Source organism: Pseudomonas sp. GW456-12-1-14-TSB6, assembly GCF_059424205.1.
In genome coordinates this window covers 229,886-249,298 of sequence record NZ_JBWKZE010000002.1, presented here as the reverse complement: position 1 = coordinate 249,298, position 19,413 = coordinate 229,886, and the positions used below count along the sequence as shown (strand labels likewise).

Here is a 19,413-nt window from a genome sequence, read left to right as displayed (position 1 = left end):
AAGCGCCGTAGCGCTTGTCAGGATTCAAATAGTGCGGTGTTTTCGTCGAGCCAGCCTTGCAGCAGCAGGGCGGCGGCGATGGCGTCCACCGGGTTGTCGCGGTAGCTGCCTTTCTGTCCGCCGCGCACCAGTCGCTCGCCCTTGGCTTCGAAGGTGGTCAGACGTTCATCGTGGGTATAGAAAGGCAGGTTGAAGCGGCCATTGAGGCGGCGGGCGAATTTCTCGGCGCGGGCGCACATTTCGCTGGGCGTGCCGTCCATGTTCAGCGGCAGGCCGACCACCACGGCGTCGGGTTTCCATTCCTTTATCAGGGCTTCGACCTGATTCCAGTCCGGCACACCGTTTTGCGCCTTCAAGGTGCACAGTTCGCGGGCCTGGCCGGTAATCACCTGGCCGACCGCCACGCCGATCTGTTTGGTGCCGTAGTCGAAGCCGAGGATCAGGCGCAGGGCCATCAGGCGTGTCCTGCCTGGCTGGTCAACAGGCTGAGGTTGATCCCCAAGTGCTTGGCCGCTGCTTCCAGGCGCAGTTCACTGCTGGTGTTGAACAGGATGTCGGCGTCGTACGGGCAGGTCAGCCAGGCATTGTCGGCCAACTCGGCCTCCAGCTGACCGGCTTCCCAGCCGGCATAACCGAGGGTGATCACGCTTTTGGCCGGGCCCACGCCGTCGGCGATGGCGAACAGCACGTCCTGCGAGGTGGACAGGGCCAGATCGCCTTCCAGCTCGACAGTCGCCTGGAACGTCTTGCCCGCCGGGTGCAGGACAAAACCGCGATCGGTCTGCACCGGGCCGCCGATGAAGATCGGCACATGCTGGCACAGCGCTGGCGGATCGATGTCCGGGCGCAGTTGTTCGAGGATGTCGGCCAGATTCAGCTCTTGCGGTCGGTTGACCACCAGCCCCATGGCGCCATTGGCCGTGTGCTCGACGATGTAGGTCAAGGTGTGGGCAAAGTTCGGGTCGGCCATGTGTGGCATGGCGATCAGGAAGTGATGCTTGAGGTAGCTGGGGCTGACGTTTTTCATGTGCGCTAGTGTGGCGTTCGGGGGGCGAACTGACAAGCTGGAGCGGGCAAAAGATCGACTCAGTTACTGGACAGCCGGTCACCCCGGGCGAATTTCCAGGTGCGGATGATTTCCAGCCGGTCGATGTCCGACAGGTCCCCGGTAAACGGTGCAAACGGTGCCGCCAGGCGCACGATGCGCTGTGCTGCCTGATCCAGCAGCGGCTGGCCGGAAGACTCCAGCACCAGCACTTCGTACAGCGAGCCATCGCGGTTGATCGACACCATCAGGCGCAGATTGCCGTAGATCTGCTTGCGCCGGGCTTCGTCGGGGTAATTGAGGTTGCCGATGCGCTCGACCTTCTTGCGCCACTCGTCCTTGTACCAGGCGCCCTTGTCGCGCATGGTCGACGCGGCGCTGAGGCGGTGGATGCGCGGACGCTTGGCGTACAGCTGTTGTTCGTTGGCCAGTTCGGCTTCGAGGCTGGCGATGTCGCTGGAGAGCTGCGAGCTGTCGAAGGTCGGGGCGTCGACCGTCGGTTTGGTCTCGGTCCTGGCTTCTTCTTTCTTGGTCGGCGCCTTTTTCGGTTTCGGCGCGACGGTGGTCACCGCCGCTTTCGGTGCGGCTTCCTGCACCTCCGGCTTGGCGGCCGGTGGCGGGGTGACTTTCTTGACTTCGTTTGCCTGGAACGGCGCGACCTCGGTGGTCTTGGGGATCGCCTTCTTGTCGAGGGTGCCGCTGCCTTCCTGGTTTTCCTGGGCGAGGAAATCAGCCTTCGCCGGCTTCTTTTCGCTCTTGAAGGTAGCGAGGGTGATTTCCAGGGTTTTGCTGATCTGCTTGGGCTCGACCATGGTGAAACCCACGCCGAGCAACAGCGCCAGATGGATCAGCGCCGCGAGAAACAGGGTAAATCCGAGGCGATCGACCGGGCGCACGCCTTTATGGGCGAGTTCAGCGGGCAGATCGGACGGAAGTGTCATTCGAGAAAAACCAACATCGCGTTTTTACGGGCTCGGCATGATAACGCAATGTTGGTTTTTAGCTGCAAGCTTGAAGTCTCAAGCGACAAGCTGCACACCACTGGCTTTAAGCTTGCGGCTTGCGGCTCGACGCTTGCAGCTTGCCTTCGATCGCATCCATCAGCATCCCGCCGATGTCGGTGCCGAAGGCATTGTCGATTTCGCGGATGCAGGTCGGGCTGGTGACGTTGATTTCGGTCAGGTGCTCGCCGATCACGTCCAGGCCGACGAACAGCAGGCCTTTTTCGCGCAAGGTCGGGCCGACCTGGGCCGCGATCCAGCGATCCTTGTCGGTCAGCGGACGGGCTTCGCCACGACCGCCGGCCGCGAGGTTGCCACGGGTTTCGCCTTGGGCCGGAATCCGCGCCAGGCAGTAATCCACCGGCTCGCCGTCGATCATCAGGATGCGCTTGTCGCCGTCCTTGATCGCCGGCAGGTAGGCCTGGCCCATGATCTGCTGGGCGCCGAGGGCGGTCAGGGTTTCCAGGATCACCGACAGGTTCGGGTCGCCGGCACGGTGACGGAAAATCGAGGTGCCGCCCATGCCGTCCAGCGGCTTGAGGATCACGTCGCCATGTTTGGCGGCGAATTCACGCAGCACGTCGGCGCGACGGCTGACCACGGTCGGCGGCGTGCACTGCGGGAACAGGGTGGCGAACAGTTTTTCGTTGCAGTCGCGCAGGCTCTGCGGCTTGTTGACCACCAGCACCCCGGCGGCTTCGGCCTGTTCCAGCAGGTAGGTGGAGTAGACGAACTCCATGTCGAACGGCGGATCCTTGCGCATCAGGATCACGTTCAGGTCGCTGAGCAGCGAATCCTGTTCGGCGCCCAGTTCGAACCATTTTTCCGGGTTGGCGAAGACTTTCAGCGGCTTCATCCGCGCCCGTGCCTGGCCTTCACCCTGGTAAAGGTCTTTCTGTTCCATATAGAACAGTTCCCAGCCGCGCTTCTGCGCCGCCAGCAGCATGGCCAGCGAGCTATCCTTTTTATAGGAAATGCTGGCGATTGGGTCCATGACAATCCCGACGCGAACGCTCATTGGGTTTTCCTCGAAAATTGGCTACCGGATCGGTATGAAAAAAGTGCCGCCAGAGTGGCGCCGGGCGGGTTTTCGGTCAAGGAAAAACCCGTCGATAGATTGCGTCTGGAGACTGTGCTAAAAAGGCTCCCAGCCGCGCTGGCCCTTGAGCATCAAGGGTTTCCAGCCATCAGTCATCGCAAAACGGACAAATTGATTCGCAAAGGCGACGGTAGAGCCCCCTTATGGAACAGCAGTCCAGCGCCTTGAAGGTCATGGTGATCGACGACTCGAAAACGATTCGTCGCACCGCCGAGACCCTGTTGAAAAATGCAGGGTGCGAAGTCATCACCGCGATCGACGGTTTTGACGCCCTGGCGAAGATCGCCGACCACCATCCCGGGATCATCTTTGTCGACATCATGATGCCGCGTCTGGATGGTTATCAGACCTGCGCTTTAATCAAGAACAACAATGCGTTCAAGGGCACGCCGGTGATCATGCTGTCGTCCCGGGACGGGCTGTTCGACAAGGCCAAGGGGCGGATTGTCGGTTCCGATCAATTTTTGACCAAGCCTTTCAGCAAGGAAGAACTGCTCGACGCGATTTCGGCCCATGTTCCGGGCTTCGCTGCCGCTTTGCCGCAGTAAGACAAGCACAGAGACGCTCGGCCAGCGGGCCCGGTGTCGACAAGAAAAATGGGGAAGACCATGGCACGTATCCTGATCGTCGATGACTCGCCGACCGAAATGTACAAACTCACCGGCATGCTGGAAAAGCACGGGCACGAAGTGCTCAAAGCCGAAAACGGCGCCGACGGCGTGGCCCTGGCCCGCCAGGAAAAACCCGACGCGGTGCTGATGGACATCGTCATGCCCGGCCTCAACGGCTTTCAGGCTACCCGCCAGTTGACCAAGGATGCGGAAACCAGCCACATCCCGGTGATCATCATCACCACCAAGGATCAGGAGACCGACAAGGTCTGGGGCACCCGCCAGGGCGCCAGGGACTACCTGACCAAACCGGTCGACGAAGACACGCTGATCAAGACCCTGAACAACGTGCTGGCCGGTTGATCGCGCCGTCATGAGCGAATCGCTGACCGCGTTCGAACTGTTGTGGCAGATCGACCAGCGCTGTCGCCTGCTGGCGGCGGACCTGCCGTCGCAACCGGCGCGCCAGGATCGCTGGAGCGGCATCGGCTTTCGTCTGGGCGAGCACTGGTACGTCACGCCGATGGGCGAAGTCAGCGAAGTGCTGCCCGAACTGCGTGTCACGCAGTTGCCGGGCGTCAAAACGTGGGTCAAGGGCGTGGCCAACCTGCGCGGACGGCTGCTGCCGGTCATGGACCTGTGCGGCTTTTTCGGCCATGAACTGTCACCGATGCGCAAGCAGCGGCGGGTATTGGTGGTAGAGCATCAGGACGTGTTTGCCGGGTTGCTGGTCGATGAAGTCTTCGGCCTGCAGCACTTCGAGCAGGACAGTTTCGAATCCGTCTCGATCAGTAAGCGGCAAGGCTCCAAGGGCGAGTTCATCAAGGGTTATTTCCGGCGCGAGCAGAACTGGCGGGTGTTCAGCCTGTTTGCGCTGGCGCAGTCACCGAGTTTCATGCACGTCGCGGTTTAACAGGCGAGGACCGATGATCAAAGCAAAAACAGGCAAGCCCGCAGAAGGCTCGCGCAGCCGCTCGCAGATCATCGTGCTGTTCATCGCGCTGATCGTGTTCATCATGCTGCTGTTCGCCAACTTCGCTTACCTCAACACCCAGGCCAACTACGACAAGCAGTACATCGGCCACGCCGGCGAGCTGCGGGTGCTGTCGCAGCGGATCGCCAAGAACGCCACCGAAGCCGCCGCCGGCAAGGCCGCCGCGTTCAAGCTGCTCAGCGATGCGCGCAACGATTTTGCCCAACGCTGGGGTTACCTCAAGAAGGGCGACCCGAGCACCGGCCTGCCGCCGGCGCCATCCGTCGTGCGCCCGGAAATGCGCGCCGTGCAGCTGGACTGGGAACGCCTGCTGAAAAACACCGACGCGATTCTCTCCAGCGAGCAGACCGTGCTGTCCCTGCATCAAGTGGCCGCGACTCTGGCCGAAACCGTGCCGCAGTTGCAGATCGAATACGAGAAGGTCGTGGAAATCCTCCTGCAACGGGGTGCGCCGGCGGCGCAGGTGGCGATGGCCCAGCGTCAGTCGCTGCTGGCCGAACGGATTCTCGGTGCGGTGAACACCGTACTCTCGGGCGATGAAAACTCCCAGCAGGCTGCCGACGCGTTCGGTCGCGATGCCGCACGCTTCGGCCAGGTGCTCAACGGCATGTTGCAAGGCAACCCGGCGCTGAAAGTCAGCCAGGTCGAAGACCGCGATGCCCGCGCTCGCTTGAGCGAGATTTCCGAGCTGTTCCAGTTCGTCTCGGGTTCCGTGGATGAAATCCTCGAAACCTCGCCGGAGCTGTTCAAGGTCCGTGAGTCGGCCACCAATATCTTCAGCCTGTCGCAGACCCTGCTCGACGAAGCCTCGCACCTGGCCAGCCGTTTCGAAAACCTGGCAGGCGGGCGCAGCACCGACACCATCGGCGGTTATGTGCTGGGCCTGCTGGCGCTGGCCTCGATCATTCTGATCGGCCTGGTCATGGTCCGGGAAACCAACCGCCAGTTGCGCGAGACCGCAGAAAAGAACGAACGCAACCAGAACGCGATCATGCGCCTGCTCGACGAGATCGAAGACCTCGCCGACGGCGACCTGACCGTGACCGCCTCGGTGACCGAAGACTTCACCGGGACCATCGCCGATTCGATCAACTATTCCGTCGACCAGTTGCGCGATCTGGTCGCCACCATCAACCTCACCGCCGGCCAGGTCGCCGCTGCGGTGCAGGAAACCCAGGCCACCGCCATGCATCTGGCTCAGGCCTCGGAGCATCAGGCCCAGCAGATTTCCGAAGCCTCGACCGCGATCAGCGACATGGCCCAGTCCATCGATCAGGTATCGGCCAACGCCGCCGAATCCTCGGCGGTGGCCGAGCGTTCGGTGGAGATCGCCAACAAGGGCAACGAAGTGGTGCACAACACCATCCACGGCATGGACAACATCCGCGAACAGATCCAGGACACCGCCAAGCGCATCAAGCGCCTGGGCGAGTCGTCCCAGGAAATCGGCGACATCGTCAGCCTGATCGATGACATTGCCGACCAGACCAACATCCTCGCCCTCAACGCGGCGATTCAGGCGTCGATGGCCGGTGATGCCGGGCGCGGTTTTGCCGTGGTGGCCGACGAAGTGCAGCGGCTGGCCGAGCGCTCGTCCGCCGCGACCCGGCAGATCGAGACGCTGGTGCGGGCGATCCAGACCGACACCAACGAAGCCGTGATTTCCATGGAGCAGACCACCACCGAAGTGGTGCGCGGCGCGCGGCTGGCGCAGGATGCCGGTGTGGCTCTGGAAGAAATCGAAGGCGTGTCCAAGACCCTCGCGGCGCTGATCCAGAGCATTTCCAACGCGGCGCAGCAGCAGACGTCTTCGGCCGGGCAGATTTCCCTGACGATGAACGTGATCCAGCAGATCACCTCGCAGACCTCGTCCGGTTCCACGGCCACCGCCGAGAGCATCGGCAACCTGGCGAAAATGGCCAGCCAGTTGCGCCGCTCGGTGTCCGGGTTCACCTTGCCGGCGGCGCCAGCGCCCGTCTCGGACAAGGCGTGAGGCCTGCGGGCGAGGCAATGTCGAGCGGAGTGGTTATGGGTGACCGGCACGATTACGTGGCCCTCGAATGGGTCAAGGGTGAAATCGCCGAGACGCTGAGGCAGGCGCATCAGGCCATCGAAGCCGTGCTCGACGATCCGCAGTCCGTGCCCGGGCTGGACGAATGCCTGGCCTGCATCCATCAGGTACACGGCAGCCTGCAGATGGTCGAGTTCTACGGTGCGGCGCTGCTGGCCGAAGAGATGGAACATCTGGTCGAATCATTGCAGAACGACCGCGTCAGCCACCGCGACGAAGCGCTGCACTTGCTGTTGCAGGCGCTGGGTCAATTGCCGACCTACCTCGACCGCGTGCAGGGCGCCCGCCGTGACCTGCCGCTGGTGGTGCTGCCGCTGATTAACGACTTGCGCAGCGCCCGGGGCGAAAGCCTGTTGTCGGAAACCAGCCTGTTCAGCCCGCAGTTGCCTGAACTTGCGTCTTTGGGCGAGGAAACCCTGGCGCTGCTGGAGCCGGCAGAGCTGCCGAATGTGTTGCGCAAATTGCGTCAGATGCTGCAAATGGCGCTGGTCGGATTGCTCCGCGAACAGGATGACCAGACGCACCTCGGTTATCTGGCCAAGGTCTTCACCCGCCTCGAAGCGTTGAGCGGTAACTCGCCGCTGAGCCCGTTGTGGCAGGTCGCGTCGGCGCTGGTCGAGGGCATGCGTGAGGGGCGGATCGCCAACAGTCCGGCCCTGCGCAGCCTGTTCAAGGACGCCGACAAGGAACTCAAGCGTCTGCTCGAACAAGGCATGCCCGGCCTCAACCAGCCGCCACCGCCTGAACTGCTGAAAAGCCTGCTGATTTATATCGCCAAAGCCGAACATCCCACCGGGCAGATGCTGACCATGAAAGATCGCTACTCCCTGGACGACGCGCTGCCCGACAGCGCGATGGTCGACGAAGAACGCGCCCGCCTGGCCGGCCCCGACCGCGATGCCATGCGCTCGGTGCTCGCGGCGCTGTGCGAAGAGCTGGTGCGGGTCAAGGAACGCCTCGACCTATTCGTGCGCAGCGACCGCCAGCACGCCTCGGACCTGGACAGCCTGCTGGCACCGCTGCGGCAGATCGCCGACACCCTGGCGGTGCTCGGTTTCGGCCAGCCGCGCAAGGTGATCATCGATCAACTGGCGGTGGTGCTCAGCCTCGCCCAGGGTCAGCGCGAACCGAACGACGCCACGCTGATGGACGTCGCCGGCGCCTTGCTCTACGTCGAAGCGACCCTGGCCGGGATGGTCGGCACCGTCGAGCCGGAGAGCCCGGAAGACTCGCGGCTGCCGACCACCGACCTGACGCAGATTCATCAGATCGTGATCAAGGAAGCGCGCATCTGTCTGCAACAGGCCAAGGACATGATCGTCGACTACATCGACGCCGACTGGGATCGCCAGCAACTGCAAAGCCTGCCGGCGCTGCTGACCCAGGTGCGCGGCGCGCTGGCGATGATTCCGCTGGCACGTGCGGCCAGCCTGCTCGAAGCCTGCAACGGATTTATCCGCGAGCACCTGTTGCTCGACCCGCACGAGCCGGGGTGGCAGCAACTCGACAGCCTCGCCGACGCCATCACCAGCCTCGAGTACTACCTCGAGCGCCTGAGCGACGACCCGCAGGCACCCAGCGAGCACTTGCTGGATATCGCGCAGAAAAGCCTCGCCAGTCTCGGTTTCTTTCCTGACGAACAGCCCGGCGAGCCACATGTACCGGTGCTCGACGATGTGCTCAGCCCCAGCGAAGCGCTGGTGATGCAGGATTTGCAGGAGCTGGACGACCCGCAGATCGTGCAATCCCTGGCCGAAGTGCTCGCCAGCCCGGTGTCGGCGGTCAACCCGCCAGCGCTGACCACCCCGGGCAGCCTGCTGCCGCCACCGGCCGATGAAGAACCGGTGGACGACGAGCTGCGCGAAGTGTTCCTCGAAGAGACCGGTGAAGTGCTCGAGGTGCTGAGCGAATACCTGCCGCGCTGGTCTGCCGCGCCCGATGACCGCGCCGCCCTCAGTGAACTGCGCCGCGGTTTCCATACGCTGAAGGGCAGCGGCCGGATGGTGCGCGCGCTGGTCCTCGGCGAGCTGGCCTGGGCAGTGGAAAACCTGCTCAACCGCGTGCTGGAACACAGCGTCGAACCCGGCCCGGCGGTGCGCCAGTTGCTGGCCGACACGCTGCTGCTGTTGCCGGACCTGATCGGCGAATTCGCCACCAACGGCCAGCGCCAACGCCACGATGTCGATCAACTGGCGGCCCGCGCCCATGCGCTGGCCAAGGGCGACACGCCGCTGCCCGCCGAAGATGTGGAAGACGTCGCGGCCCTCGATCCGCTGTTGCTGGAGATCTTCCGCAACGAAGCCGAAACCCACCTCGCCAGCCTCAATCGTTTTCTCGATCAGGCTGCCGAGCATGTGCCGTTGCAGGCCAGCGACGAGTTGCAGCGCGCGCTGCACACCCTCAAGGGCAGCGCCTCGATGGCGGGGGTGTCACCGATTGCCGAACTGGCGGCACCGCTCGACAAGCTCGCCCGGGAATTCAAGGCCCATCAGCTGGCGCTGGACCTCGACGAACTGGAACTGCTGCTCGAAGCCGAGGGCCTGTTCCGCGTCGGTCTGCGTCAGCTCAAACACGATCCACTGGCGCCGATTGTCGGTGCGCAGTCACTGATCAAACGCACCGAAACCCTGCTCGGCGAGCGCCTGGAATCGATCCTCAATGCCCCGAGCAGTGCGGTGCGGGTCAAGCGCGATCCGCAACTGATCAACAACTTCCTGGCCCAGGGCATGGATATCCTGCTCGACGCCGAAAGCCTCTTGCAGCGCTGGCAGCAGCACCCCGGCGAACGTCAGGAACTCAGCGCGCTGCTCGATGAGCTGACCACCCTGGGCGAGGGCGCGCACCTGGCGGATCTGCTGCCGGTGGATGTGCTGTGTGAAGCCTTGCTCGATCTGTACGGCGCTGTCGAAGAAAGCAGCCTGGCGGTCAGCGAGCGGTTTTTCCATGAGGCGCAGCAAGCTCATGAAGCGCTGATCAACATGCTCGACGAACTGGCCGCCGGCCAGGAAATCACCCCGCAACCGCAGCGCATCCGCGCCTTGCACGAACTGCTCGACGAGAGCCTCGATCCGTCGGCCATGGGGCTGATCCGCAGCGACGGCAGCCGCACCCTGAGCATCCGTGAACTGGGCAGCGCCACCGCCGAACTGCAGCAACACAGCATCGACAGCGGGGCGGACGACGAGATCGTCGAGATCTTCCTCGAAGAGGCGGTGGACATTCTCGACAGCGCCGGCCAAGCCTTGCAGCGCTGGCTGAAGGATCCGGAAAACGGCGCACCGCTGTCGTCGCTGCAACGGGATTTGCACACGCTCAAGGGCGGCGCGCGGATGGCCGAGGTGGCGGCCGTCGGTGATCTGGCCCATGAACTGGAAGGCCTTTACCAAGGGCTGGTGGATCGTCGGTACAGCCACAGCGAAGCTCTGGATCGATTGCTGCGCCAGAGCCACGAGCGCCTGGCGCTGTTCCTCGAACAGTTGCACCGGCACCAGCCGCTGGATCCGGCGCAGGACCTGATCGAGGCGATCCGCCGCTTTCGCCAGGGCCCGAGCGCCAGTCCTGAGACGCCGACCGCTTCCGCCACACAGGACGGCCCCGGGCACGATCCGGAGCTGCTGGAGATCTTCCTCGAGGAAGGTTTCGACATCATCGAAAACTCCGGCGCCGCGTTGCTGCGCTGGCAGGCCGAACCCGGCAATCGCCAGGAAGTGGAAACTCTGCTGCGCGATCTGCACACCCTCAAGGGCGGCGCGCGGATGGTGGAAATCGGCCCGATCGGCGACCTCGCTCATGAGCTGGAAAACCTCTACGAAAGCCTGTCTGCCGGCACCCTGCAGGGCAGCGCCGAACTGTTCGCGCTGTTGCAGCGCGGCCATGACCGCTTGGCGCAGATGCTCGACGCGGTGCGCGCCGGTCAGCCGTGTCCGCCGGCGGACCGGCTGATCAGCGCGATCCAGAATTTCAGCCATCCCGTGTTGGTGCAAACCCCGGCGCCCGTGCCGCCGGTTGCGGTCAAGGCCGAGCCTGTGGCCCCGGCGCCCGAGACCGGTGCGGACATGGTCAAGGTCTCCGCCGAACTGCTCGACGAGCTGGTCAACCTCGCTGGCGAAACCTCGATTTTCCGTGGGCGCATCGAGCAGCAAGTCAACGATGCGCAGACCGCCCTGCACGAGATGGAAACCACCATCGAGCGTATGCGCGACCAGTTGCGCCGGCTCGACACCGAAACCCAGGGGCGGATCCTCAGTCGTCAGCAAGTGGATGCCGAACGCCTCGGCTACGAAGATTTCGACCCGCTGGAAATGGACCGCCATTCGCAGTTGCAGCAGCTGTCTCGGGCGCTGTTCGAATCCGCTTCCGACTTGCTGGATTTGAAGGAAACCCTCGACCGGCGCACCCACGACGCCGAGAACCTGTTGCAGCAGCAGGGCCGGATCAACACCGAGTTGCAGGAAGGCCTGATGCGCACGCGCATGGTGCCGTTCGAGCGCATGTTGCCGCGTCTGAAACGCATCGTCCGACAGGTCGCCGAAGAGTTGGGCAAGGACGTGGCGTTCAGCGTCGGCAACGCCGAAGGCGAGATGGACCGCAATGTCCTCGAACGCATGGCGGCGCCGCTGGAACACATGCTGCGCAATGCCGTCGACCATGGTCTGGAGTCCGCCGACGTCCGACTGGCGGCGGGCAAACCGGCGCAAGGGCAGATCAGCCTCGACCTGTCCCGCGAGGGCGGCGACATCGTGTTCGACATCCGCGACGATGGCGCCGGTGTGCCGCTGGATGCCGTGCGGCGCAAGGCGATCAAGCGCGGTCTGCTGGCGCCGGACGCCGACATCAGCGACCGCGAAGTGTTGCAGTTCATCCTCCAGCCAGGCTTTTCCACGGCCGAGAAAATCACCCAGATTTCCGGGCGCGGCGTGGGCATGGACGTGGTGCACGAAGAAGTCCGGCAACTTGGCGGCACCATGAGCATCGATTCGGTGCCGGGGCAGGGCGTGCATTTTCGCATTCGCCTGCCGTTCACCGTATCGGTCAACCGTGCGCTGATGGTGCAGTGTGGCGAGGATCAATACGCGATTCCGCTGAACACCATCGACGGCATCGTCCGCGTGCTGCCGAATGAACTGGACGGGCATTTCCGCCTCGATCCGCCGACTTATCAGTACGGCGGCCAGCGTTATGAGCTGTGCTACCTGGGCGAGCTACTGAAAACCGCGCCACGGCCGAAGCTGTCCGGCCAGAGCCTGCCGGTGCCGGTGTTGCTGGTACAGTGCGGCGACCGGCACATCGCCGTGCAGGTCGACACGATGGCCGGCACCCGCGAGATCGTGGTCAAGAGCCTCGGCCCGCAGTTCGCATCGGTGCAGAGCGTGTCCGGGGCGACGATTCTCGGCGATGGCCGGGTGGTGCTGATTCTCGACCTGCTGGCACCGATCCGCGCGATGCAGGCGCGATTGCCGCAGCGTCCGGCCGGCCATGAAATGGAGAGCGAACCGCACAAGCCGTTGCTGGTGATGGTGGTCGACGACTCGGTGACGGTGCGCAAGGTTACCAGCCGTCTGCTCGAACGCCACGGCATGAACGTGCTGACCGCCAAGGACGGGGTCGATGCGATGTTGCTGCTGGAAGAACACATGCCGGACCTGATGCTGCTAGACATCGAAATGCCGCGCATGGACGGCTTCGAAGTGGCGACTCAGGTGCGCCAGGACGAGCGCCTGCAACACCTGCCGATCATCATGATCACCTCGCGCACCGGCCAGAAACACCGCGACCGCGCGATGGCCATCGGCGTCAACGACTACCTCGGCAAGCCGTACCAGGAATCGGTGCTGCTCGAAAGCATCGCCCTGTGGAGCAAAAAACATGCATGAGCGCCAGCACAATCAACGCGCCAGTCAGCTCACCGGGCTGCTGCTGCCGCTGGCGGATCGCAACCTGATCCTGCCCAACGTCGCCGTCGCCGAGCTGATCGACTACCAGTCGAGCGCCTTCGATCTCGACACACCGCCGTGGTATCTCGGTCGGGTGACCTGGCGCGAGCGGCAGATTCCGCTGCTGAGTTTCGAGTCGGCGTGCGGCAACAAGATCGTCATCGGCGAACGGGCACGGATCGTCATCCTCAATGCCCTCGGCGGGCGGGCTGAGTTGAAGTTCATCGCGCTGCTGGTGCAGGGGATTCCGCGTTCGTACAAGCTCGACAGCCAGTTGAGTTATGTCGATGTTCCGCTGTGTGCGCTGGAGCAGGCGGCGGTGCAGGTGGGGGAGCAGGTGGCGAAGGTGCCGGATTTGTTGGCGTTGGAGAAATTGTTGGTGGATGCGGGGCTCGTTCACTGATCATGAGTCTGCAGTGTTCGGGTTGGCCCCATCGCGAGCAGGCTCGCTCCCACATTTGAAATGCGTTCCCCCTGTGGGAGCGAGCCTGCTCGCGATAGCGATCGCAACCATTACGCTGAGCGTAATGATTCATCACCGCGCTTGATTGATGCCCCCACCCGACACTCCTAAGGTAGCTCCACGACAGCGAACCCCGTGGAGTGAGCATGACAACAACCAATTCCCCCGACTCGCGCTGGACGCGGCGGCGTGACGAGAAGCAGCGGCGCCTCGACAAGGTGCGCGGGCTGGCCGACGGTGCGGTGTTGCCCACCGACAGAATCGTCGCGGCGCTTGAGGCGCTGATCCTGCCCGGCGACCGTGTGGTGCTGGAGGGCAACAACCAGAAGCAGGCGGATTTCCTCTCGCGCTCTCTGGCCAAGGCCGATCCTGAAAAGCTCCACGACCTGCACATGATCATGCCCAGTGTCGGTCGCTCCGAGCATCTGGACCTGTTCGAGCGCGGTATCGCCCGCAAGCTGGATTTCTCCTTCGCCGGCACCCAGAGCCTGCGCATCAGCCAGTTGCTTGAAGACGGTCTGCTGGAAATCGGCGCGATCCACACCTACATCGAACTCTACGCCCGGCTGGTGGTGGACCTGATTCCCAATGTCGTGCTCTCGGCCGGGTTCATGGCCGACCGTGCCGGCAACATCTACACCGGCCCAAGCACCGAAGACACTCCGGCGCTGATCGAACCGGCAGCGTTCAGCGACGGCATCGTCATCGTCCAGGTCAATCAACTGGTGGACGACGTCAGCGAACTGCCTCGTGTGGACATCCCCGCATCGTGGGTCGATTTCGTGGTGGTGGCGGACAAGCCGTTCTACATCGAACCGCTGTTCACCCGCGACCCTCGGCACATCAAGCCTGTGCACGTGCTGATGGCGATGATGGCGATCCGCGGGATCTACGAAAAACACAACGTGCAGTCGCTGAACCACGGCATCGGTTTCAACACCGCGGCCATTGAACTGATCCTGCCGACCTACGGCGAATCCCTCGGCCTCAAGGGCAAGATCTGCCGCAACTGGACCCTCAACCCGCACCCAACCCTGATCCCGGCCATCGAAAGCGGTTGGGTCGAAAGCGTGCATTGCTTCGGCACCGAACTGGGCATGGAAAACTACATCGCCGCTCGCCCCGACGTGTTCTTCACCGGTCGCGACGGCTCGCTGCGTTCCAACCGGATGTTCTGCCAACTGGCCGGGCAGTACGCGGTGGACCTGTTCATCGGCGCGACCCTGCAAGTCGATGGCGATGGCCATTCCTCCACTGTCACCCGAGGCCGTCTCGCCGGTTTCGGTGGCGCACCGAACATGGGCCACGACCCGCGCGGCCGCCGTCACGGCACCCCGGCGTGGCTCGATATGCGCCATGACGATTCGCAGCAGCCGATGCTCGAGCGCGGCAAGAAACTCGTGGTGCAGATGGTCGAGACGTTCCAGGAGGGCGGCAAACCGACCTTCGTCGAAACCCTCGACGCGGTGGAGGTCGCGAAAAAAAGCGGCATGCCGCTGGTGCCGATCATGATCTACGGCGACGACGTCACCCACCTGCTGACCGAAGAGGGCATCGCCTACCTGTACAAGGCGCGTTCGCTGGAAGAGCGTCAGGCGATGATTGCAGCGGTGGCCGGCGTCACCGCCATCGGCCTGCGGCACAACCCGAAAGACACCGAACGCATGCGCCGCGAAGGCCTGATTGCCTTGCCCGAAGACCTCGGCATCCGTCGTACCGACGCCACCCGCGAATTGCTGGCGGCGAAAAGCGTGGCCGATCTGGTCGAGTGGTCCGGCGGCCTCTACAACCCGCCCGCCAAGTTCAGGAGTTGGTAATGCACGCACTCAACCTGCAACCCAAAACCATCACCCTCGCGGAACGGCTGGCGGACCTGGCCGTGGACGCGCTGATCGACGAAGCCGACCTGTCGCCGAAACCGGCGCTGGTCGACCGTCGCGGCAACGGTGCCCACACCGATCTGCACCTGGGATTGATGCATGCCTCGGCATTGGCGCTGTGGCCGGCGTTCAAGGAAATGGCCGAAGCGGCACTTGAGTTCGGCGAGATCGGCTTTCCCCTGCGCGAAGCCATTGGCCGCATCGGCCGGGAAGGCGAGCAAGCGATGCTCGCCACCACCAATGGCGTGAACACCCATCGCGGGGCGATCTGGGCGCTGGGCCTGCTGGTCACGGCTGCTGCGCTGGACACGAAATCCACCAGCGCCAGCGCCGTGACTCTGCGCGCTGCGCGTCTGGCATTGCTCGATGACCGTTATGCGCCGCGTCCGCTGAGTCATGGCGCGCAAGTCGCCCAGCGCTACGGCGCTCGCGGTGCCCGGGAAGAAGCGCAACTCGGCTTCCCGTCCGTAGTGCAGCGTGGCCTGCCGCAGCTCAAACGCAGCCGCGCCGCCGGCCATGGCGAACAGAACGCCCGGCTCGATGCCTTGCTCGCAATCATGACTGAGCTGGCCGACACCTGCGTCCTCTATCGCGCTGGCGAACCGGGCCTGCACGCCATGCAGCACGGCGCCCAGGCAGTGCTCGACGCCGGTGGCAGCGCCAGCCTCACCGGTCGCCGTCGCCTGCACGAACTGGATCAACAACTCATCGCATTGAATGCCTCGCCCGGTGGCGCCGCCGACTTGCTCGCCGCCACTCTGCTGCTTGATCGAATCGAGCGCGACGGCATCCTTCAGGGAGCGTTTTGATGGAAACCTTATCCTTTGAATTCCCCGCCGGGCAGCCGCCGCGCGGTCGGGCGCTGGTCGGTTGTGTCGGTTCGGGCGATCTGGAAGTGCTGATCGAACCGGGCCTGGCCGGCAAGCTGACGATCAACGTGCAGACTTCGGTCAACGGTGCCGAGCAGCGCTGGCAGCATCTGTTCGCACGGATGTTCGACGGCACCACACCACCGGCGATGGCCATTGATATCCACGACTTCGGTGCGACCCCGGGCGTGGTGCGCCTGCGGCTGGAACAAGGCTTCGAGGAGATCGGCCATGACTGACACCTCAGCGCTTCTACACAAACATTCGTTCGTCGAACTCGGCGCCCGACAGCGGGCGAAAGCCTTGCTCGACAACGGCACTTTCCGCGAATTGCTCGACCCGTTTCAGCGCGTCATGTCGCCATGGCTGGAACGCCAGGGCGTGGTGCCGCAGGCCGATGACGGCGTGGTGATCGCCAAGGGCAGCCTCGACGGTTTGCCGGTGGTGATCGCGGCGATTGAAGGCGCGTTTCAGGGCGGCAGCCTCGGTGAAGTCGGCGGCGCAAAAATCGCCGGCGCGCTGGAGCTGGCCGCCGAAGACAACCGCAAAGGCATTCCGACCCGCGCCATCCTGCTGCTGGAAACCGGCGGCGTGCGCCTGCAGGAAGCCAACCTTGGCTTGGCGGCGATTGCCGACATCCACGCGGCGATTGTCGATCTGCAGCAATACCAACCGGTGGTTGGCGTGGTGGCCGGCAGCGTCGGTTGCTTTGGCGGGATGTCGATTGCCGCTGCGCTGTGCAGCTATTTGCTGGTGACCCAGGAAGCACGCCTAGGCCTGAACGGCCCGCAGGTGATCGAGCAGGAAGCCGGAATCGAGGAATACGACTCCCGCGACCGGCCCTTCATCTGGAGCCTGACCGGTGGCGAGCAACGTTTCGCCAGTGGCTTGGTGGACCGCTATGTCGCCGATGACGTGGCGCAGATTCGCGGGCAGGTCGGCGAGTTGCTGCAACAAGGCTTGCCGGCGCAACCGCGCAGTCAACGGGCCGAGTGGTTCCTGCAACGCCTGACGAGCCTGGACACTGACAAGCAAATCGAGCCTTCGGTGGTTCGCGATCTGTATCAAGGAGAGCGCTCATGAGTGGTTATTCCGTGCGCGGTTTGAACTGGTTCAACGCCTTGAGCGCTGGCGCGAATGCGGTTGAAGGTTTGCCGCCCTCGCTGAAGGTCGCTGACGGGCCACTCGGGCGCTTCATCGCGGTGGTCGCCGATCCGCAAAACCGTTTCCCTCGCGCTCGCAACGGCGAAGTCGGTTTGCTCGAAGGCTGGGGTCTGGCCAAGGCTGTGGATGAAGCGATCACCGCCGACCAGGACAAATCGCAAAAACGGCCCCTGATCGCCATCGTCGATGTGCCGAGCCAGGCCTACGGTCGCCGCGAAGAAGCCCTCGGCATTCATCAGGCCCTGGCCGGCGCGGCAGACGCTTATGCCCGCGCGCGTCTGGCCGGGCATCCGGTGATTGCGCTGCTGGTGGGTAAGGCCATGTCCGGGGCGTTTCTCGCTCACGGATATCAGGCCAATCGCTTGATCGCCCTGCGTGATCCGGGGGTGATGGTGCACGCGATGGGCAAGGCTTCGGCGGCGCGGGTGACGTTGCGCAGCGTTGAAGAACTGGAAGCCCTGGCGTCCAGCGTGCCGCCGATGGCCTATGACATCGACAGCTACGCCAGCCTCGGATTGCTTTGGGAAACCTTGTCGGTGCAGCAGATCGAACAGCCGACGGCGGAGGATCTGGCGCGGGTCGGCGAATGCCTGAAGCAAGCCATCGAAGATATTGGCGCGACTGATTTGAGCAATCGTCTCGGCGCGAAAAACCGCGAAGCCTCCAGCCGCGTACGTGAACTGCTGAGGGCGCAGTGGTGAACAGCGTTCTCGCCCACGACTTGCTGTGGGGCATGACGCCGGCGCAGTTGCCGGCGGATGCGCCGCAGTGGGCGATTGATTCGCTGGCTGGCGGGCAACCGGTGGTGGTGCGGCGGGCGTTGAGTGAGGAAGGACTTGTGGCAGTGGGCGTGCGCGGTCGGTTGCGCGAGCAGCGATTGGCGACGTTCATGGCGATCGATTCGATTGCCTGTCGGGTCAGCCCGGAAGCGCTTTGTCATGTAGAGAGCGCGCGTGATCTGCCGGTCATGCAGGCGCTGCGGCAACTGCGGCCGGTGCTCGATGATTGCGGTTGGATCTGGGGTGTCAGTGGCAGTGTCGGGTTTGAGCTGGCCAGTGGATTTACGGCAATGCACGAGCGCAGCGATCTCGACTTGATTCTGCGTACACCGCAACTCATTACCCGCAACCAGGCGCGCAAACTGGTGGCGCATTTCGATCAGGCGATCTGCCGGGTCGACCTGCAATTGCAGACGCCGTTCGGTGCCGTCGCCTTGCGCGAATGGGCCGGGAATGCTTCACGGGTGCTTTTGAAAAACGCCCATGAAGCCTGTCTGGTGTCTGATCCGTGGAACCCGCAGGAGCAGGCAGCGTGAGCAGCCTGCTGGTGTTTCCCGGCCAGGGCGCGCAGCAGCCCGGCATGATCCAGCGTTTGCCTCGGGAAACGCTGATCGAGGCCAGCGACGAGCTCGGTGAGGATGTCTTGCGGCTGGATTCCAGCGAAGCGCTGCGCAACACCCGAGCGGTTCAGCTCTGTCTGCTGATCGCCGGAGTTGCAGCTTCGCGGCAATTGTTGCGGGACGGACTCACCGCAGATTACGTCGCCGGCCTGTCCATCGGTGCGTATCCGGCAGCGGTGGTCGCCGGAGCGTTGAGCTTCAGCGATGCGCTGCATCTGGTCAGCCTGCGCGGCGAGTTGATGCAGCAGGCTTATCCACAGGGCTTCGGCATGACCGCGATCATCGGTCTGCAATTATCCACAGTCGAAATGCTGCTGGCGCAGGTGCACGGCGCAGAAACACCGGTGTACCTGGCCAACATCAATGCCGATAACCAGGTGGTGATTGCCGGCAGTGACAAGGCGATGCAAGCGGTCGCCGAGCTGGCGCGCAGTCGTGGCGCCGGTCTGGCAAAACGTCTGGCGGTCAGCGTGCCGTCGCACTGCCCGTTGCTGGATGAGCCTGCGCAAACCCTCGCCGAGGCGTTCAAAAAGGTTGAACTGAAAACACCGAAAATCGCTTACCTGAGCGGCAGTCGCGCAAGGCCTGTGACCCAGGTAGAAGCGCTGCGCGACGACCTCGCCTTCAACATGTGCCGCGTAGTGGACTGGCGCGGCACCGTGCAAAGCGCCTACGAGCGCGGCGTACGTCTACAGATCGAACTGCCGCCTGGAGCGGTGCTGACCGGGCTGGCGCGCCGGGTGTTCGAACAGGGGACTGTCGCTGCCTTCGACAGTGCCCGCCTCGACACCTTGCAGGCGCTGTTGCGTGAGGAGGGTAGCCGCCGACTCTAGACCGCCGCGACTCAGGCTTCGAACAACAAAAACAATTCGACGATGCACTTT

General features: G+C 63.7%; 17 protein-coding genes. 13 read left to right on the top strand and 4 right to left on the bottom strand.

The window, feature by feature from the left end; all coding sequences use genetic code 11:
* Nucleotides 1–17: 17 nt before the first annotated feature.
* The 4 genes from ruvX to gshB all read right to left on the bottom strand — a co-directional run bounded on the left by ruvX (nucleotide 18) and on the right by gshB (nucleotide 3,064).
* Complete coding sequence (gene ruvX / locus AC07Y2_RS02650; protein WP_007953334.1) at nucleotides 18–455, bottom strand: Holliday junction resolvase RuvX; 438 nt, start codon at nucleotides 453–455, stop codon at nucleotides 18–20.
* Complete coding sequence (locus AC07Y2_RS02645; RefSeq protein WP_039767938.1) at nucleotides 455–1,027, bottom strand: YqgE/AlgH family protein; 573 nt, start codon at nucleotides 1,025–1,027, stop codon at nucleotides 455–457. Before AC07Y2_RS02645 ends, ruvX begins: the two co-directional genes overlap by 1 nt.
* A gap of 59 nt (nucleotides 1,028–1,086) precedes the next feature.
* Nucleotides 1,087–1,986, bottom strand: a complete 900-nt coding sequence (locus tag AC07Y2_RS02640) for an energy transducer TonB (protein ID WP_039767939.1) — start codon at nucleotides 1,984–1,986, stop codon at nucleotides 1,087–1,089.
* A gap of 106 nt (nucleotides 1,987–2,092) precedes the next feature.
* Nucleotides 2,093–3,064, bottom strand: coding sequence for a glutathione synthase (gshB, locus tag AC07Y2_RS02635; RefSeq protein WP_103385349.1), 972 nt, complete (start codon nucleotides 3,062–3,064; stop codon nucleotides 2,093–2,095).
* 224 nt (nucleotides 3,065–3,288) lie between these two features.
* On the opposite strand from gshB, the gene pilG reads away from it, so the two are divergent.
* From pilG to mdcH, 13 genes are all read left to right on the top strand, one after another.
* Complete coding sequence (pilG, locus tag AC07Y2_RS02630; protein WP_007953330.1) at nucleotides 3,289–3,693, top strand: twitching motility response regulator PilG; 405 nt, start codon at nucleotides 3,289–3,291, stop codon at nucleotides 3,691–3,693.
* Nucleotides 3,694–3,753: 60 nt separating this feature from the next.
* A complete protein-coding gene (gene pilH, locus AC07Y2_RS02625; RefSeq protein WP_011336365.1) occupies nucleotides 3,754–4,119 on the top strand; it encodes a twitching motility response regulator PilH in 366 nt (121 codons plus the stop codon).
* A gap of 10 nt (nucleotides 4,120–4,129) precedes the next feature.
* On the top strand, nucleotides 4,130–4,669 hold the full coding sequence (locus AC07Y2_RS02620) for a chemotaxis protein CheW (RefSeq protein ID WP_039767942.1): 540 nt from the start codon (nucleotides 4,130–4,132) through the stop codon (nucleotides 4,667–4,669).
* A 13-nt stretch (nucleotides 4,670–4,682) separates the two neighbouring features.
* Nucleotides 4,683–6,743: a methyl-accepting chemotaxis protein gene (locus AC07Y2_RS02615; protein ID WP_103385350.1), complete on the top strand. Its 2,061-nt coding sequence runs from the start codon at nucleotides 4,683–4,685 to the stop codon at nucleotides 6,741–6,743.
* 35 nt (nucleotides 6,744–6,778) lie between these two features.
* Entirely contained in the window at nucleotides 6,779–12,694 is a 5,916-nt protein-coding gene (locus AC07Y2_RS02610; protein WP_103385351.1) for an Hpt domain-containing protein, read from the top strand.
* Nucleotides 12,687–13,157, top strand: coding sequence for a chemotaxis protein CheW (locus AC07Y2_RS02605; RefSeq protein ID WP_103385352.1), 471 nt, complete (start codon nucleotides 12,687–12,689; stop codon nucleotides 13,155–13,157). The genes AC07Y2_RS02610 and AC07Y2_RS02605 overlap by 8 nt, the downstream gene beginning before the upstream one ends.
* Before the next feature lie 206 nt (nucleotides 13,158–13,363).
* Nucleotides 13,364–15,034 carry a malonate decarboxylase subunit alpha gene (mdcA, locus tag AC07Y2_RS02600; protein ID WP_103385353.1) on the top strand — a complete coding sequence of 557 codons (1,671 nt, stop codon included), beginning with the start codon at nucleotides 13,364–13,366 and terminating at the stop codon, nucleotides 15,032–15,034.
* Nucleotides 15,034–15,906, top strand: a complete 873-nt coding sequence (locus tag AC07Y2_RS02595) for a triphosphoribosyl-dephospho-CoA synthase (RefSeq protein ID WP_103385354.1) — start codon at nucleotides 15,034–15,036, stop codon at nucleotides 15,904–15,906. The genes mdcA and AC07Y2_RS02595 overlap by 1 nt, the downstream gene beginning before the upstream one ends.
* The gene (locus tag AC07Y2_RS02590) at nucleotides 15,906–16,205 is read left to right on the top strand and encodes a malonate decarboxylase subunit delta (protein WP_039767948.1); all 300 of its coding nucleotides are present in this window, start codon (nucleotides 15,906–15,908) and stop codon (nucleotides 16,203–16,205) included. The genes AC07Y2_RS02595 and AC07Y2_RS02590 overlap by 1 nt, the downstream gene beginning before the upstream one ends.
* Nucleotides 16,198–17,049, top strand: a complete 852-nt coding sequence (locus AC07Y2_RS02585; protein ID WP_074690176.1) for a biotin-independent malonate decarboxylase subunit beta — start codon at nucleotides 16,198–16,200, stop codon at nucleotides 17,047–17,049. Before AC07Y2_RS02590 ends, AC07Y2_RS02585 begins: the two co-directional genes overlap by 8 nt.
* On the top strand, nucleotides 17,046–17,831 hold the full coding sequence (mdcE, locus tag AC07Y2_RS02580) for a biotin-independent malonate decarboxylase subunit gamma (protein WP_103385355.1): 786 nt from the start codon (nucleotides 17,046–17,048) through the stop codon (nucleotides 17,829–17,831). Before AC07Y2_RS02585 ends, mdcE begins: the two co-directional genes overlap by 4 nt.
* The gene (locus AC07Y2_RS02575) at nucleotides 17,825–18,445 is read left to right on the top strand and encodes a malonate decarboxylase holo-ACP synthase (protein ID WP_103385356.1); all 621 of its coding nucleotides are present in this window, start codon (nucleotides 17,825–17,827) and stop codon (nucleotides 18,443–18,445) included. The genes mdcE and AC07Y2_RS02575 overlap by 7 nt, the downstream gene beginning before the upstream one ends.
* Entirely contained in the window at nucleotides 18,442–19,362 is a 921-nt protein-coding gene (gene mdcH, locus AC07Y2_RS02570; protein WP_103385357.1) for a malonate decarboxylase subunit epsilon, read from the top strand. The genes AC07Y2_RS02575 and mdcH overlap by 4 nt, the downstream gene beginning before the upstream one ends.
* Nucleotides 19,363–19,413: the final 51 nt, after the last annotated feature.

Coding starts and splice junctions, on each gene's coding strand:
- AC07Y2_RS02595 (WP_103385354.1), top strand. CDS start 15,034: ATGCACGCACTCAACCTGCAACCCAAAACCATCACCCTCGCGGAACGG.
- AC07Y2_RS02585 (WP_074690176.1), top strand. CDS start 16,198: ATGACTGACACCTCAGCGCTTCTACACAAACATTCGTTCGTCGAACTC.
- pilG (WP_007953330.1), top strand. CDS start 3,289: ATGGAACAGCAGTCCAGCGCCTTGAAGGTCATGGTGATCGACGACTCG.
- mdcA (WP_103385353.1), top strand. CDS start 13,364: ATGACAACAACCAATTCCCCCGACTCGCGCTGGACGCGGCGGCGTGAC.
- AC07Y2_RS02590 (WP_039767948.1), top strand. CDS start 15,906: ATGGAAACCTTATCCTTTGAATTCCCCGCCGGGCAGCCGCCGCGCGGT.
- AC07Y2_RS02605 (WP_103385352.1), top strand. CDS start 12,687: ATGCATGAGCGCCAGCACAATCAACGCGCCAGTCAGCTCACCGGGCTG.
- AC07Y2_RS02620 (WP_039767942.1), top strand. CDS start 4,130: ATGAGCGAATCGCTGACCGCGTTCGAACTGTTGTGGCAGATCGACCAG.
- gshB (WP_103385349.1), bottom strand. CDS start 3,064: ATGAGCGTTCGCGTCGGGATTGTCATGGACCCAATCGCCAGCATTTCC.
- mdcE (WP_103385355.1), top strand. CDS start 17,046: ATGAGTGGTTATTCCGTGCGCGGTTTGAACTGGTTCAACGCCTTGAGC.
- AC07Y2_RS02640 (WP_039767939.1), bottom strand. CDS start 1,986: ATGACACTTCCGTCCGATCTGCCCGCTGAACTCGCCCATAAAGGCGTG.
- AC07Y2_RS02610 (WP_103385351.1), top strand. CDS start 6,779: ATGGGTGACCGGCACGATTACGTGGCCCTCGAATGGGTCAAGGGTGAA.
- ruvX (WP_007953334.1), bottom strand. CDS start 455: ATGGCCCTGCGCCTGATCCTCGGCTTCGACTACGGCACCAAACAGATC.
- AC07Y2_RS02615 (WP_103385350.1), top strand. CDS start 4,683: ATGATCAAAGCAAAAACAGGCAAGCCCGCAGAAGGCTCGCGCAGCCGC.
- pilH (WP_011336365.1), top strand. CDS start 3,754: ATGGCACGTATCCTGATCGTCGATGACTCGCCGACCGAAATGTACAAA.
- AC07Y2_RS02645 (WP_039767938.1), bottom strand. CDS start 1,027: ATGAAAAACGTCAGCCCCAGCTACCTCAAGCATCACTTCCTGATCGCC.